Genomic DNA, 15759 nt, shown 5'->3' with positions numbered 1-15759 from the left:
TACCGTGTTAGAAGAAATTCATAGGGAGTTGGAGAAGCACTTTGAAGAAACAGTGAAAGTAAGAAGATACCTGCATCAGCACCCGGAGCTGTCATTTGAAGAAGAAGAAACCCCAAAGCTGATTGCCCGCTTGCTAACAGAAATGGGCATAGAGGTAAAAACAAAGGTTGGCGGCCGTGGAGTAATAGGTACCATTTATGGGGGGAAACCGGGAAAAACAGTTGCGCTACGAGCTGACTTTGATGCCTTGCCGATTCAGGATTTAAAGGAAGTTCCTTATCGTTCAACGGTTCCTGGGAAAATGCATGCCTGTGGACATGATGCTCACACGGCTACGCTATTATCTGTTGCAAATGCATTGCAGAACAAGCGGGAGAGTCTGCAAGGAAAGGTAGTGCTTATTCATCAATTTGCCGAGGAGCTTGTGCCGGGCGGAGCAAAAGAAATGATTAAGGATGGCTGTCTGGATGGTGTAGATGCCATTTTCGGCACACATTTATGGTCGACCATTCCTGTGGGCCAGGCTGCTTTTCAGCCACAGGCGATCATGGCAGCAGCCGATCACTTTGAAGTGGAGATTATTGGCAAAGGTGGACATGGTGGATTGCCTCATGAAACAGTCGATCCTATTGTACTTGGCATGAACTGGGTTCAGCTCATCCAGCAAATTATTAGCCGCAATGTCAGCCCGCTTGATTCAGCTGTTATTTCTGTGGGGGTCTTCCACGGTGGCGATGCTTTTAACATTATTCCGGAAAAAGTGACGATTAAAGGCACAGTGAGAACTTTTCGATCGGATGTTCAGCAATTGATTGAGCAAAGAATGGAAACGTTGTTGCATTCGCTATGCGAAGGAGCCGGAGCTTCTTACCAGTATCAATATATAAAAGGGTACCCGCCCGTCATTAATCACGCAGACGAAACAGCTTTCGTCCGTTCGTGTGCTGAAGACATTCTCGGCAGCAGCAACTGCTATGTGGCAGAGCCATTGATGGTAGGAGAGGATTTCTCTTATTATTTACAGCGCGTTCCGGGTACTTTCTTTTTAACTGGCGCGGGTAATCCTGAGAAGAATGCTGTGTATCCCCATCACCATCCAATGTTTGATATTGATGAGCAGGCTATGCTGTATGCAGGAAAGATTCTTGCTTCGGCTGCATGGAAATTTTTGAATGAGAAAGTTTGAGCACCTTTTCAAGCGCGAGCATTTTCTGTATAGTATGTTACGGAAACAATCTAAAGATAAAGGAAGAGTTCGATGATTATAAAAACAGAAGAAGAACTGCAGTCTTTGAAGAAAATTGGAAGGATCGTGGCGGAAATTCGCGATGAGATGCGCCGTGCAACAAAGCCTGGCGTCACCACGAAGGAACTGGATGAACTAGGCGGCAGACTGTTTGAAGAGAAAGGCGCTGTATCTGGCCCGAAAAGTGAGTATGATTTTCCTGGATACACATGTATCAGTGTGAATGATGAAGTCGCACATGGTATTCCAGGAAGCCGCGTGATTAAAGAAGGGGACCTAGTTAACATTGATGTGTCGGGTTCATACGATGGATATTTTGCTGATACAGGTATTTCGTTTGTCGTCGGAGATGGGGATCCTTTGCTTTTCAAGCTATGTGAAACAGCCGAAAAAGCATTCGAGCGCGGCTTATTGAAAGCAAAGGCAGGAGCCAAGCAAAACCAGATTGGGAAAGCGGTTATGAATGAAGCAAAGCGGAACGGCCTTACCGTTATCAAAAATTTAACAGGTCATGGAATCGGACGTACGCTTCATGAGTCACCTGACCACATATTAAACTATTTCGATCCATGGGACAATGATCTATTAAAAGAAGGAATGGTTATTGCCTTCGAACCGTTTATTTCTGCGAAAGCAGACATGATTGTCGAAGGGGGCGACGGCTGGACGTTTAAGACGCCGGATGGCAGTCTCGTGGCCCAAATTGAGCATACGATTGTAATTACAAAAGATGAGCCGATTATTTTAACTAAATATTAAACGGAAAAAGCCAAATGCCCTTTTGCATTTGGCTTTTCAGTTTGTCGACAAAAGGGGTTCGGAATAGTCTTATTCCGAACCCCTTTTGATTTTTCGGTAGTTTTAAAGCCATTCGAGAGAAAGATAGACCTCTCCGAGGTCATCATTTAAGCCATTTCTGGTTCTCGCCAAGTCCAGCTGGCCATTTTCTTGAGATTCATGGCAGCGAAAGTAAGCATCGCTTGCATCGACAATTTTTTAAGTCCCCTTAACGTTGTCCAACGCATGCCATGCTTTTCTTTTGCATCTGCGAATACACGCTCAATCGTTTCTTTTCGCTCCGCATAAATCGCTTTAACTTCTTCGTGGTGGCGAAGATGGTCGGCCTCTTCCATATATTTCTGCCAAATATGGCGTGTCACCACTTTTTGATGATTTCTGCTTTTCGTGCATTTAGCTAAAAAAGGGCAGGAGGTACAAACCTGTTTGGGTGATCTGTATTCACGATAGCCTTCCTTATTCGTCGTTGAGTAATTCAATACTTCCCCTGCCGGACAAAGGTAACAGTCAAAATGTTCATCGTACACATAGTCATGCTTTCTGAAGAAGCCCTCTTTTGTGCGCGGCCGTGTATAAGGCAAAGCAGGTGTCATGCCGTTTTCCATTAAATAACTGGCAATGGCAGGTGTTTTGTAAGCTCCGTCTGCACCAACAGCTTTAGGTTTTCCTACCTTTTCTATCACTTTCTCCATTAACGGCTCTAAGATTTGGCTGTCATGTGTGTTGCCTGGTGTGACCATTGTGCCAATTACGAATCCCTTACGGTCTGCGGCCGCGTGAAAGGAATAGGCAAATTGTTTGGTTCGTTCGTCTTTAACGTAGTAGCCACTGTCCGGATCGGTTGTACTTTCCTTGATTTCTTTTGTTTCTTCTTTATCGAACTTATCTGGCGGGAACGGCTTTTTTCCATGATCCTCTCGGTCCTGATTAATCTCTTCTTGGAGGCGTTCCTGATACGCGCGTGTTTCTTTGCGAACCATTTTCTTTTCAAATTTACGCTTATTCGCGCTAGCTTTTACATGAGTGGAATCCACAAAAACGTGCTCCGCACTAATGAGCTTTTTCTCGGCAGCTATTTTTAAGATACGATAGAAGATCTGTTCAAACAGGTCGGTATCTTTAAAGCGACGCTCGTAGTTCTTACCGAAGGTAGAGAAATGCGGCACTTTATCATGGAATCCATAACCGAGAAACCAGCGGTAGGCCATATTCGTTTCCACTTCCTCGATCGTCTTGCGCATGGATCGAATGCCAAAGGCATATTGGATAAATGTTAGTTTAATTAAAATAATTGGATCAATGCTTGGGCGGCCCACTTCCGCATACAATCCTTCCACCAAGTCATAAATAAAAGAGAAATCCATCGCTGCCTCCATTTTACGGACCAGGTGATTCTCTGGTACAAGCTGGTCTAGAGCGATCATTTCTATTTGATTCCGTTGGATTGGATTGTTTTTCGAAAGCATCTTTCTCACCTCAAGTGTTTGATCTATTTATTTTAAAACAGGTATGGTTGTACGGCTACTCTAACTTTGTAACCCCTGTTGATTGAAATGAATGGCGCAAAGACTCCTGCGGGATCAGCGGGACAGGTGAGACCCCGCAGGCGCTTTCGCGGCGAGGAGGCTCACCGCCCGCCCCGCGGAAAGCGAAGCGCCTGGAATGGAAATCAACAGCCCCCATTCACAAGCAAAATAAAAAGGACTGTAGACAAACTCTAGAATTTCATTGAGTTTGTCTACAGTCTGAAAAGCCAAATGCCCTTTTGCATTTGGCTTTTTTGAATCATCAACAAATCGAAATGATTACTATTTACAAAACGGAATGATTTCGATATAATTCTTTTGGATAAAGATTTTATATTTTTTGAGGAGGAATTATTTTGTCCCGTATGTTAAAAGTTGTTTTTATTTTTACAGCTATTTTTCTTCTTTCCGCTTGTGGACAGGAAAAAGCAAATAAAGAAGATCGTAATAAGGAAAAAGATGTGTTAAAAGTATATACAACCGTCTATCCTTTAACTTATTTCACTGAAGAAATCGGCAAGGAACACGTTGATGTGCAAAGTGTTTTGCCAGCCGGAGTGGACGAACATACATATGAACCAACAGCAAAGACAATCATTGATATTGCTGATGGAGATTTGTTTTTATACAACGGTCTAGGGCTTGAGCCTTTCGGTGAAAAAGTAAAAGACTCAATGAAAAGCGAAAATGTACGTGTGGTAGAGGTAGGGAAAGAGATCGATTTGAATTCTTATAAACACTCCCATGAACATGATGAAGGAACAACCGAAGAAAGTGAGCATTCCGATCATGAAGGGCACAACCACGGAGGAACAGATCCTCATGTATGGATTGACCCTGTGCTAGCGATTGACATGGCGAAAGTCGTTGAAAAGGAGCTCTCACGACTCGATCCAGACCACAAAAAAGAGTATGAAAAAAACTATGAAGAGCTAAAGAGCAAATTAACTAAGCTTGACAAAGAGTTTAGAGAATTAGCTGACCAGTCGGCCCATAAAGAGTTCCTTGTCTCGCATGCCGCTTTTGGCTACTGGGAAAAAGAATACGGACTAAAACAAATCAGCGTGGCGGGGCTCTCCCCTACCAATGAGCCTTCACAGAAGCAGCTGAAAAATATGATTGAAACAGCGGAAAAGCATAAAATTAAATATGTTATTTTTGAGCAAAATGTTACACCAAAAGTAGCGAAGGTGGTGCAAAAAGAGTTGAAAGCTGAAGCTCTTCAAATTCATAATCTCTCCGTACTGACTGAGGAAGATGAAGCGAATAAAGAAAATTACTTTACGCTTATGGAACGAAATATTCAGACGCTGAAGAAGGCAGTTGCAAAGTAAAGCCAAAAAAAGACGGTTTCACAGGTAGAGCTGTGAAACCGTCTTTTTTATTTATTTACAAAAATAAGTTTGCGGAAAATTGAATGTTTTTGTATGGAAAATGAATGGATCCAATCAATGATTTTCCCGCTTATCCACTGGCAGCATAGGGCATAGAAAATGGTTCTGACATCCACAATCAAGCCTGCTAAAAGTAAAATAACCGAATTAATGTAAAAGAGAGTTTGTCCTGGTTTTTCGTTCCGCCATTTAGCAATAATTAAGGCGAGAATATCCATTCCTCCGGATGAAGCGCCGAGCCGGAATAAAATTCCGAGGCCGACTCCAAAAATAACAGCTCCTGCTGCCAAATCAAAAACTGGATGACTAGGTGATGCCGTTACAAATGGCGAAAGAAAATGTATGGTAACAGTCGTGACTGTTACACAAAACATCGTTTTAGCGGCATTGCCCTTACCCAACTGCCTAAGGGCCAATAAAATCATTACGGCATTCAAAGTCCATAGGACAGTAGAATAAGGTGTTTGAAATAAAAAATGTAAAATAATGCTTATACCTGCCGCTCCCCCGGAAGAAATGTGGTGCGGAAACAAAAAAGTGTCATGGCTGCTCCCTGCATAAAAGCCCCGAGTGTGAGAGCGGCTATTCGAAATACTAGACTCACAACCCATCCTCTTCTCTATCACTATATATTTCCAGCTTAACATAGATACAGGTTAGATGTAAGCCTCTGCTAAGAAGTTTAGTAGGAGGAAGAAGTAAAAACATTTTCTTTCTTTGGCATACTTTTCCTCAATAGAGGAAAGATATAAAAAAGTAATGTTTTAAAGGAGGAATAACGATGAATGAAGCAAACCATGAGCCGTTATGGAGAGCAGATACAAAATTGCCTTCTTTTCCAGCTTTAACAGAGCAGGTGTATGCAGATACAGTGATTGTAGGCGGCGGCATTACAGGCATTATTACTGCTTATATGATGACAAAGGAAGGGAAGAAAGTAGTCATACTCGAAGCGGATGAGCTATTAAACGGGACCACCGGCCACACAACTGCCAAGGTAACTGCTCAGCACAACTTAATTTATGACCAGCTGATTACTTCTGTTGGAGAAGATCAGGCGAGGATGTATTATGAGGCGAACGCGGAAGCAGCTCATTGGATCAAAGAGACGATCGAGCAGCAAGGAATCGATTGCGATTGGCAAGAGGAAGCAGCTTATATTTATACAAATGATGAGGAAAAAGAAAAAAGCTTGCAGAAAGAAGCGGAAAGTTACAAAAAACTTGGAATAGATGGGGCGCTTGTTGATTCGATGCCGTGGAAAGTTCCTTTTAAACAAGCGGTGCAGATGAATGGGCAAGCTCGCTTTCATCCATTAAAATTTCTAAAACCACTCGTTGAATATATTGTTAAAAATGGAGGGGCTATTTATGAGCATTCTCCAGCTGAAGATATTGAAAAAGGGGAAAAGCCGGCTGTCCTGTTAAAATCGGGTGTAAAAGCTATTGGAAACCATGTCGTTATCGCTACACATTTTCCTTTCTATGACAACGGTTTTTATTTTGCGAAATTATATCCGACCCGTTCCTATGTCATTGCAATTAAGCCGAAAAAGCAATTTCCAGGTGGAATGTATATTACAGCTGAACAGCCGACCCGTTCTGTAAGAAGTACAGTGTACGATGGACAAGAGGCTCTCCTTATAAGTGGTGATGGACATAAAACAGGAAAAGGACAACCGACAGCTGAACATTATCAGAATTTGATAAAGTTTGCTGAAAAGGAATTTGGCATAGAAAAGCTGCTGTTTACCTGGTCAACACAAGACCTTGTTCCAATGGACAAAATTCCTTATATCGGAAAAGCAGATAAGGATGAGAATATATACTCAGCAACCGGCTTTAAAAAATGGGGAATGACAACGAGTGTGGTTGCGGCACGAATTCTTTCAGATCTAATTGTAAACAAACAAAATCGATATGCAGAGCTGTTTTCCCCTGATCGATTTAAAGCCGATCCAGGTGTAAAACAGTTTGTAAAGCAGCAAAGTGACGTGGCGGCTACGTTTGTTAAAGGAAAGCTCGATTATTTCTTTAAAGATGGGAACAATCTGCCGGTAAACCAAGGCATGATTATTAACTGGGAAGGAACACGGGCAGGAGCCTTCAAAGAAGAAAACGGAACGGTACATCTTGTTGATACAACCTGCACGCATATGGGCTGTGAATGTGAATGGAACGATGCAGAGCGCACGTGGGATTGTCCATGCCATGGATCTCGCTATTCTATTTCGGGGGAAGTCATGGAAGGACCGGCAAAGAAGCCGTTGAAAAATCTTGGAGAGCTAGGTGATCAAACATGGCAGGAGTAAAGGCTGGCAACCGCACATGACTCTAGTATCCCCCATTGAATAATAGAAGACAAAAAAGCTGACCCAGTAAGTCATTGACTAACTGTAAGTCAGCTTTTTTTCACTTTCATTTTCATCTTATTCATCTTTTTTTGACAGGCAGCGATCACATTCCATCATATAGGACTCCGCTTGCTCATGCATATGTTCCCCACATTCCGGACACATTTTTGGTGGCAATGATCTAAAAAACTCTAACGGACTCATCATCATTTTACTTCCTCCTTTTATAAGACAGAAATTAAATTTGTTCATCTGTTATAATACAGTATATTCACTTCCTCAACTGCTGTAAACAACAAAATTAAATATTCTGAAAGTTGGTTCAATAGTCCTAGCTTAGATAAAATAAAGCGTTATCTAAATCTACTGCTACATTGTCTTGCTTTTTAGAGGAAGAGGTGATATAGTAGTAATAGTTGTTTAAGTTCGTTTCAAAAGAGAGCAAGTTTGAATAAAGTTGTTTTCGTCTTGAAATAGTAATAAACAGCAAGAAATGAATGAGCAAGTTAGCTCGAGGAGGATATTTACATGTTACAAGGTAAAGTAAAATGGTTTAATGCAGAAAAAGGTTTCGGATTCATCGAAGTTGAAGGACAAGACGATGTATTCGTACATTTCTCAGCTATTCAAGGCGAAGGCTACAAAACTTTAGAAGAAGGTCAAAGCGTTTCTTTCGAAGTTGTTGAAGGACCACGTGGACCACAAGCTGCTAACGTAGAAAAACAATAATTAATCATAAAAGCCAAAAGCAGCATGTTTACATGCTGCTTTTTTTATGCCGATTTATTCGAATCGATCACTTTTTTATAAAGAAACTAGAAAAATTATCAATACATGAAAATGACTGAATATGTGTTGACTTTATATTTTATTCAATGTTATAATTTAAATCCACCGTTAGCAAGGTGGGACAGAAAAGAAATAAAAAAGATTGACTTTATTTAGGGTTAATGATATTATAAGAAAGTTGCTGTAAAAATTGATCTTTGAAAACTGAACAAAATACATGCCAGTAAGTTAATTCTTATTTTTAAATTATGAGCAAGTCAAACAATCTTTTTGGAGAGTTTGATCCTGGCTCAGGACGAACGCTGGCGGCGTGCCTAATACATGCAAGTCGAGCGGACTTGACGGAGCTTGCTCTGTTCAAGTTAGCGGCGGACGGGTGAGTAACACGTGGGTAACCTGCCTGTAAGACTGGGATAACTCCGGGAAACCGGGGCTAATACCGGATATTCTTTTTCTTCGCATGAAGAAGAATGGAAAGGCGGCTTTTAGCTGTCACTTACAGATGGACCCGCGGCGCATTAGCTAGTTGGTGAGGTAACGGCTCACCAAGGCGACGATGCGTAGCCGACCTGAGAGGGTGATCGGCCACACTGGGACTGAGACACGGCCCAGACTCCTACGGGAGGCAGCAGTAGGGAATCTTCCGCAATGGACGAAAGTCTGACGGAGCAACGCCGCGTGAGTGAAGAAGGTTTTCGGATCGTAAAGCTCTGTTGTCAGGGAAGAACAAGTACCAAAGTAACTGTTGGTACCTTGACGGTACCTGACCAGAAAGCCACGGCTAACTACGTGCCAGCAGCCGCGGTAATACGTAGGTGGCAAGCGTTGTCCGGAATTATTGGGCGTAAAGCGCGCGCAGGCGGCTTCTTAAGTCTGATGTGAAAGCCCACGGCTCAACCGTGGAGGGTCATTGGAAACTGGGAGGCTTGAGTGCAGAAGAGGAGAGCGGAATTCCACGTGTAGCGGTGAAATGCGTAGAGATGTGGAGGAACACCAGTGGCGAAGGCGGCTCTCTGGTCTGTAACTGACGCTGAGGCGCGAAAGCGTGGGGAGCGAACAGGATTAGATACCCTGGTAGTCCACGCCGTAAACGATGAGTGCTAAGTGTTGGAGGGTTTCCGCCCTTCAGTGCTGCAGCTAACGCATTAAGCACTCCGCCTGGGGAGTACGGCCGCAAGGCTGAAACTCAAAGGAATTGACGGGGGCCCGCACAAGCGGTGGAGCATGTGGTTTAATTCGAAGCAACGCGAAGAACCTTACCAGGTCTTGACATCCCGCTGACCGGTCTGGAGACAGATCTTTCCCTTCGGGGACAGCGGTGACAGGTGGTGCATGGTTGTCGTCAGCTCGTGTCGTGAGATGTTGGGTTAAGTCCCGCAACGAGCGCAACCCTTGATCTTAGTTGCCAGCATTCAGTTGGGCACTCTAAGGTGACTGCCGGTGACAAACCGGAGGAAGGTGGGGATGACGTCAAATCATCATGCCCCTTATGACCTGGGCTACACACGTGCTACAATGGATGGTACAAAGGGCTGCAAGACCGCAAGGTTTAGCCAATCCCATAAAACCATTCTCAGTTCGGATTGCAGGCTGCAACTCGCCTGCATGAAGCCGGAATCGCTAGTAATCGCGGATCAGCATGCCGCGGTGAATACGTTCCCGGGCCTTGTACACACCGCCCGTCACACCACGAGAGTTTGCAACACCCGAAGTCGGTGGGGTAACCCTTACGGGAGCCAGCCGCCTAAGGTGGGGCAGATGATTGGGGTGAAGTCGTAACAAGGTAGCCGTATCGGAAGGTGCGGCTGGATCACCTCCTTTCTAAGGAAATTGTGAACCGTGTCAGGCTTTTAGCCGCACGTAGTAGCAACAGAGAACGCTGTTCTCACAAACGAATTAACGGCACTGTTTTTTGTTCAGTTTTGAAGGATGAATTCCTTCTATATAGGTAAGACCATTTGTTCTTTGAAAACTGGATAATATCGTATAAAAGTAACCAAGCAATAACCGAGTAATCGCCATTTTAGGTTAAGTTAGAAAGGGCGCACGGTGGATGCCTTGGCACTAGGAGCCGAAGAAGGACGGGACTAACTCCGATATGCTCCGGGGAGCTGTAAGTAAGCGTTAATCCGGAGATTTCCGAATGGGGAAACCCACTGTTCGTAATGGAACAGTATCCCTACCTGAATCCATAGGGTAGGAGAAGGCACACCCGGGGAACTGAAACATCTAAGTACCTGGAGGAAGAGAAAGCAAACGCGATTCCCTGAGTAGCGGCGAGCGAAACGGGAACAGCCCAAACCAGAAGGCTTGCCTTCTGGGGTTGTAGGACACTCTATACGGAGTTACAAAAGAACGGTGTAGGCGAAGAGGTCTGGAAAGGCCCATCAGAGAAGGTAACAATCCTGTAGCCGAAACATCGTTCTCTCCAGAGTGGATCCTGAGTACGGCGGAACACGTGAAATTCCGTCGGAATCCGGGAGGACCATCTCCCAAGGCTAAATACTCCCTAGTGACCGATAGTGAACCAGTACCGTGAGGGAAAGGTGAAAAGCACCCCGGAAGGGGAGTGAAAGAGAACCTGAAACCGTGTGCCTACAAGTAGTCAGAGCCCGTTAATGGGTGATGGCGTGCCTTTTGTAGAATGAACCGGCGAGTTGCGATTTCATGCGAGGTTAAGCCGTAAAGGCGGAGCCGCAGCGAAAGCGAGTCTGAATAGGGCGCATGAGTATGAGGTCGCAGACCCGAAACCAGGTGATCTACCCATGTCCAGGGTGAAGGTAAGGTAACACTTACTGGAGGCCCGAACCCACGCACGTTGAAAAGTGCGGGGATGAGGTGTGGGTAGCGGTGAAATTCCAATCGAACCTGGAGATAGCTGGTTCTCTCCGAAATAGCTTTAGGGCTAGCCTCAAGGGAAGAGTCTTGGAGGTAGAGCACTGTTTGGACTAGGGGCCCCCCTCGGGTTACCGAATTCAGACAAACTCCGAATGCCAAAGACTTATCCTTGGGAGTCAGACTGCGAGTGATAAGATCCGTAGTCAAGAGGGAAACAGCCCAGACCACCAGCTAAGGTCCCCAAGTATACGTTAAGTGGAAAAGGATGTGGAGTTGCTTAGACAACCAGGATGTTGGCTTAGAAGCAGCCACCATTTAAAGAGTGCGTAATAGCTCACTGGTCGAGTGACTCTGCGCCGAAAATGTACCGGGGCTAAACGTATCACCGAAGCTGTGGATGGACACCTTGTGGTGTCCGTGGTAGGAGAGCGTTCTAAGGGCGGTGAAGCAAGACCGGAAGGACTTGTGGAGCGCTTAGAAGTGAGAATGCCGGTATGAGTAGCGAAAGAAGGGTGAGAATCCCTTCCACCGAATGCCTAAGGTTTCCTGAGGAAGGCTCGTCCTCTCAGGGTTAGTCGGGACCTAAGCCGAGGCCGATAGGCGTAGGCGATGGACAACAGGTTGATATTCCTGTACCACCTCTTCACCATTTGAGCAATGGGGGGACGCAGGAGGATAGGGCAAGCGCACAGTTGGTTGTGCGTCCAAGCAGTTAGGCCGGTGATGAGGCAAATCCCATCACCATCAAGGCGGAGCTGTGACGGCGAGGGAAGTTTAGTACCGAAGTTCCTGATTCCACACTGCCAAGAAAAGCCTCTAGCGAGGTGAAAGGTGCCCGTACCGCAAACCGACACAGGTAGGCGAGGAGAGAATCCTAAGGTGAGCGAGTGAACTCTCGTTAAGGAACTCGGCAAAATGACCCCGTAACTTCGGGAGAAGGGGTGCTCTTTGGGGTGCATAGCCCTGAGGAGCCGCAGTGAATAGGCCCAGGCGACTGTTTAGCAAAAACACAGGTCTCTGCGAAGCCGTAAGGCGAAGTATAGGGGCTGACGCCTGCCCGGTGCTGGAAGGTTAAGAGGAGGGGTTAGCTCACGCGAAGCTCTGAATTGAAGCCCCAGTAAACGGCGGCCGTAACTATAACGGTCCTAAGGTAGCGAAATTCCTTGTCGGGTAAGTTCCGACCCGCACGAAAGGCGTAACGATCTGGGCACTGTCTCAACGAGAGACTCGGTGAAATTATAGTACCTGTGAAGATGCAGGTTACCCGCGACAGGACGGAAAGACCCCGTGGAGCTTTACTGCAGCCTGATATTGAATTTCGGCACAGCTTGTACAGGATAGGTAGGAGCCTTTGAAACCGGAGCGCCAGCTTCGGTGGAGGCGTCGGTGGGATACTACCCTGGCTGTGTTGAACTTCTAACCCGCACCCGTGATCCGGGTGGGAGACAGTGTCAGGCGGGCAGTTTGACTGGGGCGGTCGCCTCCTAAAGAGTAACGGAGGCGCCCAAAGGTTCCCTCAGAATGGTTGGAAATCATTCGCAGAGTGTAAAGGCACAAGGGAGCTTGACTGCGAGACCTACAAGTCGAGCAGGGACGAAAGTCGGGCTTAGTGATCCGGTGGTTCCGCATGGAAGGGCCATCGCTCAACGGATAAAAGCTACCCCGGGGATAACAGGCTTATCTCCCCCAAGAGTCCACATCGACGGGGAGGTTTGGCACCTCGATGTCGGCTCATCGCATCCTGGGGCTGTAGTCGGTCCCAAGGGTTGGGCTGTTCGCCCATTAAAGCGGTACGCGAGCTGGGTTCAGAACGTCGTGAGACAGTTCGGTCCCTATCCGTCGCGGGCGCAGGAAATTTGAGAGGAGCTGTCCTTAGTACGAGAGGACCGGGATGGACGCACCGCTGGTGTACCAGTTGTCTTGCCAAAGGCATCGCTGGGTAGCTATGTGCGGACGGGATAAGTGCTGAAAGCATCTAAGCATGAAGCCCCCCTCAAGATGAGATTTCCCATAGCGCAAGCTAGTAAGATCCCTGAAAGATGATCAGGTAGATAGGTTCGAGGTGGAAGCGTGGCGACACGTGGAGCTGACGAATACTAATCGATCGAGGACTTATCCTAAATGATACGCCTAACGGCGTCACACATGAAATGGCACGGAGTTGCCGGTTACTTGAACATATTATCCAGTTTTGAAAGAACAAACTCTTTCAACTTTATACAGTCTGGTGGCGATAGCGAAGAGGTCACACCCGTTCCCATCCCGAACACGGAAGTTAAGCTCTTCAGCGCCGATGGTAGTTGGGGGATTCCCCCTGTGAGAGTAGGACGCTGCCAGGCAACCCAAGAGAACAGCAGTGCTGTTCTTTTTTGTTATGCTCTATGGTTTGGTTCTTTAACTTACTCTTCGTCTCTGTTTAAACATGAAACAGCTAGGTGCTTTTATGAATTTACAAAGAGGAAGCTAATTAATTGGTCAATAGTTTCCTTCAGACACTTTTAAAAAACAACCCACTTGTTTAGTGGGTTGTTTTTATTTTTATTCTATTGTATTCTGCTAAACTAATGATTGGCTAATCCTTTTCAAAGGATGTCAAAAGGTAAATTTAAATAAATAAAGTGCCAATCAGACAGTACACAATGATGATAACAAATAGAACCGTCAAATGGTTAAGTGAGAAAATAAACATTGTAGTTGCCCACTTCTTAGGAGACATTTTCTTATAACCGATGATACTTAAGACAAGCCATGCACCGCTTAGAAGAAAAGCTACTAAAGCAATACCGATGCTTAAAGGCATGAAAAGAAAGCTTCCAGCGATTAAAGCAACTAAATACATATTTGTTTGTACATAGGTTCTTTTAAACCCTTTAACAACCGGGAGCATAGGAACATTTGCTGCTTTGTATTCATCATGTTTGCGAATCGAGATTGCGTAAAAATGGGGCATTTGCCAAAAAACCATGATTACAAACAAACCAAGAAGCTCAAGATGCATCAGATCCGGGGTAATAGCAGCCCAGCCGATAAGTGGCGGCATAGCCCCCGAAATACTTCCAACCTCTGTATTATAAATGGTCTGACGCTTAGTCCACATCGTATACGGTCCTACATAGAGAAATAAACCAAGAAAGCCAAAAAGTGCAGCAAGTGGAGAAGCAAAAGCAAGGAGCGCTAATCCCAACAATGTCATTGAAATACCTAACATGAGTGCCGGCTTTAGTTGGATTGCTCCGGTAACAGTCGGCCGTTTCTTTGTTCGTTCCATGATCGAGTCAATATCACGGTCGTATAAGTTGTTAAAGGTGCCTGCTGCTCCTATGACAAGCGCTGATCCGATGATGGTTAACAAGATTTCTGGAAGTTTCTCTACTGGATTTATGCCATTTATATATAAAGCTAATGCTAGTCCTGCAAATACAGCAATTAAATTTGATTTAATAATGCCTGTCTTAATAGTTTCTGCCAAAACTTTGGATAGGTTCTGTTTTGGCATGGCTAGAGAGGCTTTTTGTGCACTTCTATCTATTTTCACGTCACTTCGCATTTTTTCCCCTCTTCTTTCTGTAAGAAGTTGTCTACCTTTGTTAGTTTACCATAATTCAAGCTTTAAAAGGGATAGTAGCTTTGACAACTTTAGAACAACTATATAAAAAACTTAACTTAATACATAATAAGTTAAATCTCGTTTCTTTTTGCATGTTTGTATTTTCTTGAATCTTCTCTTGATTACAGGACAGATCTGAAATAGTGAGGCATTGAGCAATACATCATTTGGAGTAAATGATTATCAGAATCTTCTAATAAGTGTTATGATAATAATATTGTTCCATTATATGATGTATTAAGAAAAGGAGGGGGAGAATAGTGTACGATATTGCTGTTATTGGCGCTGGTCCTGCTGGAGCAGGTGCGGCTTTGTTCGCGGCAAAAGCGGGGAAGAAAACAATTGTTATTGATAGTGACAAAGGGATGACAAAGCGAGCATGGATTGAAAACCATTATGGAGTCTTAGAGATCTCCGGTCCTGATATGGTTGAAACAGGAAAAAAACAAGCTGCAAAATTCGGAGCGGAGATTGTTCAAGCAACAGTTTCAAATATAGTTAAGTCAGAAAATAGCTTGCAAATCGAAGCAGATGATAAAACATATGAAGCCAATCATGTGATTTTAGCTACAGGTGTATTAACGGATCTTGCTCAAAAGGTCGGTGTAAAAACAAAGACTGGGACGGAGCCGCGGATTAAAACCATTATAGAAGTAGATTCGTCTGGTAAGACAAATATTAACAACATTTGGGCAGCTGGCACTGTTGCAGGTGTCAGTGTTCACTCTATTGTTACGGCTGGAGATGGAGCAAAAGTAGCGATCAATGTTTTATCTGAAATGAACGGCGAACGTTATGTTGACCACGATGTATTAAAAGGATAGATTCTTTTCGCACGAAGATGGTTAATGGAGGATTTATCTTGAGGTAAAAGGCCGCTCTTTTACATTTTTCTGAGAGCGTGAAAGAGGGCGGAAACAGAAATAATAGGAAATAAAAAAGGGACGTCGTCATACGACTGTCCCTTTTTTAAAGCTTATTGAGTAATTTGTGAGGCAGGTAAGGTGATGATTTTCCCGCCAATTTGTATATGAATAGTATCGTTAAAAATTGCTTTTACGATTCCTTTTAGAGAAACAGTTGAATCAACAGAAATTTTTTTTGTCTCAGAATTTGCCGCCATCTATTTCAGCCTCCAATCGGGTAATTGAAATCAAGCAGATGTAAAAAATAAGCTGTAAGTTAATTATCGCACGTACATATGAAGG

General features: G+C 44.5%; 11 protein-coding genes and 3 rRNA genes. 9 read left to right on the top strand and 5 right to left on the bottom strand.

The features are described from left to right. Positions 1 to 4: 4 nt before the first annotated feature. Both MKZ02_RS15115 and map read left to right on the top strand, forming a co-directional pair. Positions 5 to 1186 (top strand): M20 family metallopeptidase, encoded by a 1182-nt coding sequence (locus tag MKZ02_RS15115; protein ID WP_340854298.1) that lies wholly within the window; start codon positions 5 to 7, stop codon positions 1184 to 1186. A gap of 72 nt (positions 1187 to 1258) precedes the next feature. Continuing rightward, a complete protein-coding gene (map, locus tag MKZ02_RS15110) occupies positions 1259 to 2005 on the top strand; it encodes a type I methionyl aminopeptidase (RefSeq protein ID WP_120030982.1) in 747 nt (248 codons plus the stop codon). 146 nt (positions 2006 to 2151) lie between these two features. Here map and MKZ02_RS15105 read toward each other — a convergent pair whose 3' ends face one another. Beyond that, entirely contained in the window at positions 2152 to 3510 is a 1359-nt protein-coding gene (locus MKZ02_RS15105) for an IS1182 family transposase (RefSeq protein WP_340851863.1), read from the bottom strand. Positions 3511 to 3935: 425 nt separating this feature from the next. On the opposite strand from MKZ02_RS15105, the gene MKZ02_RS15100 reads away from it, so the two are divergent. Further along, positions 3936 to 4904, top strand: coding sequence for a metal ABC transporter solute-binding protein, Zn/Mn family (locus MKZ02_RS15100; protein WP_120037719.1), 969 nt, complete (start codon positions 3936 to 3938; stop codon positions 4902 to 4904). 47 nt (positions 4905 to 4951) lie between these two features. Here the strand turns inward: MKZ02_RS15100 and MKZ02_RS15095 are convergent, their stop codons facing one another. Continuing rightward, positions 4952 to 5590 (bottom strand): YitT family protein, encoded by a 639-nt coding sequence (locus MKZ02_RS15095; protein ID WP_340854297.1) that lies wholly within the window; start codon positions 5588 to 5590, stop codon positions 4952 to 4954. 155 nt (positions 5591 to 5745) lie between these two features. Between MKZ02_RS15095 and MKZ02_RS15090 the strand changes: the two genes are divergently transcribed. Further along, the gene (locus tag MKZ02_RS15090) at positions 5746 to 7275 is read left to right on the top strand and encodes an FAD-dependent oxidoreductase (RefSeq protein ID WP_340854296.1); all 1530 of its coding nucleotides are present in this window, start codon (positions 5746 to 5748) and stop codon (positions 7273 to 7275) included. A gap of 117 nt (positions 7276 to 7392) precedes the next feature. Here MKZ02_RS15090 and yhfH read toward each other — a convergent pair whose 3' ends face one another. After that, complete coding sequence (gene yhfH / locus MKZ02_RS15085) at positions 7393 to 7527, bottom strand: protein YhfH (RefSeq protein ID WP_120030986.1); 135 nt, start codon at positions 7525 to 7527, stop codon at positions 7393 to 7395. Between the two features lie 318 nt (positions 7528 to 7845). Here yhfH and cspD point away from each other — a divergent pair, with 318 nt between their 5' ends. The 4 genes from cspD (at position 7846) to rrf (ending at position 13283) form a co-directional block, all read left to right on the top strand. After that, positions 7846 to 8046 (top strand): cold-shock protein CspD, encoded by a 201-nt coding sequence (gene cspD / locus MKZ02_RS15080; protein ID WP_041101023.1) that lies wholly within the window; start codon positions 7846 to 7848, stop codon positions 8044 to 8046. Positions 8047 to 8373: 327 nt separating this feature from the next. After that, positions 8374 to 9927, top strand: a 16S ribosomal RNA gene (locus tag MKZ02_RS15075). Between the two features lie 205 nt (positions 9928 to 10132). Beyond that, positions 10133 to 13064: ribosomal RNA gene (locus MKZ02_RS15070) — 23S ribosomal RNA — on the top strand. A 103-nt stretch (positions 13065 to 13167) separates the two neighbouring features. Beyond that, positions 13168 to 13283: ribosomal RNA gene (gene rrf / locus MKZ02_RS15065) — 5S ribosomal RNA — on the top strand. Together the 16S, 23S and 5S rRNA genes form the textbook arrangement of a ribosomal RNA operon. A gap of 266 nt (positions 13284 to 13549) precedes the next feature. On the opposite strand, the gene cyoE is transcribed toward rrf, so the two are convergent. After that, on the bottom strand, positions 13550 to 14491 hold the full coding sequence (gene cyoE / locus MKZ02_RS15060; RefSeq protein ID WP_340854295.1) for a heme o synthase: 942 nt from the start codon (positions 14489 to 14491) through the stop codon (positions 13550 to 13552). 320 nt (positions 14492 to 14811) lie between these two features. On the opposite strand from cyoE, the gene MKZ02_RS15055 reads away from it, so the two are divergent. Continuing rightward, entirely contained in the window at positions 14812 to 15375 is a 564-nt protein-coding gene (locus tag MKZ02_RS15055) for an FAD-dependent oxidoreductase (RefSeq protein ID WP_340854294.1), read from the top strand. A 152-nt stretch (positions 15376 to 15527) separates the two neighbouring features. Here MKZ02_RS15055 and MKZ02_RS15050 read toward each other — a convergent pair whose 3' ends face one another. Next, the gene (locus tag MKZ02_RS15050) at positions 15528 to 15674 is read right to left on the bottom strand and encodes a hypothetical protein (protein ID WP_182916915.1); all 147 of its coding nucleotides are present in this window, start codon (positions 15672 to 15674) and stop codon (positions 15528 to 15530) included. Positions 15675 to 15759: the final 85 nt, after the last annotated feature.

The organism is Pseudobacillus sp. FSL P4-0506, assembly GCF_038003025.1.
Classification (GTDB): domain Bacteria; phylum Bacillota; class Bacilli; order Bacillales; family Domibacillaceae; genus Pseudobacillus.
This window is presented reverse-complemented; position numbering and strand designations above follow the sequence as displayed.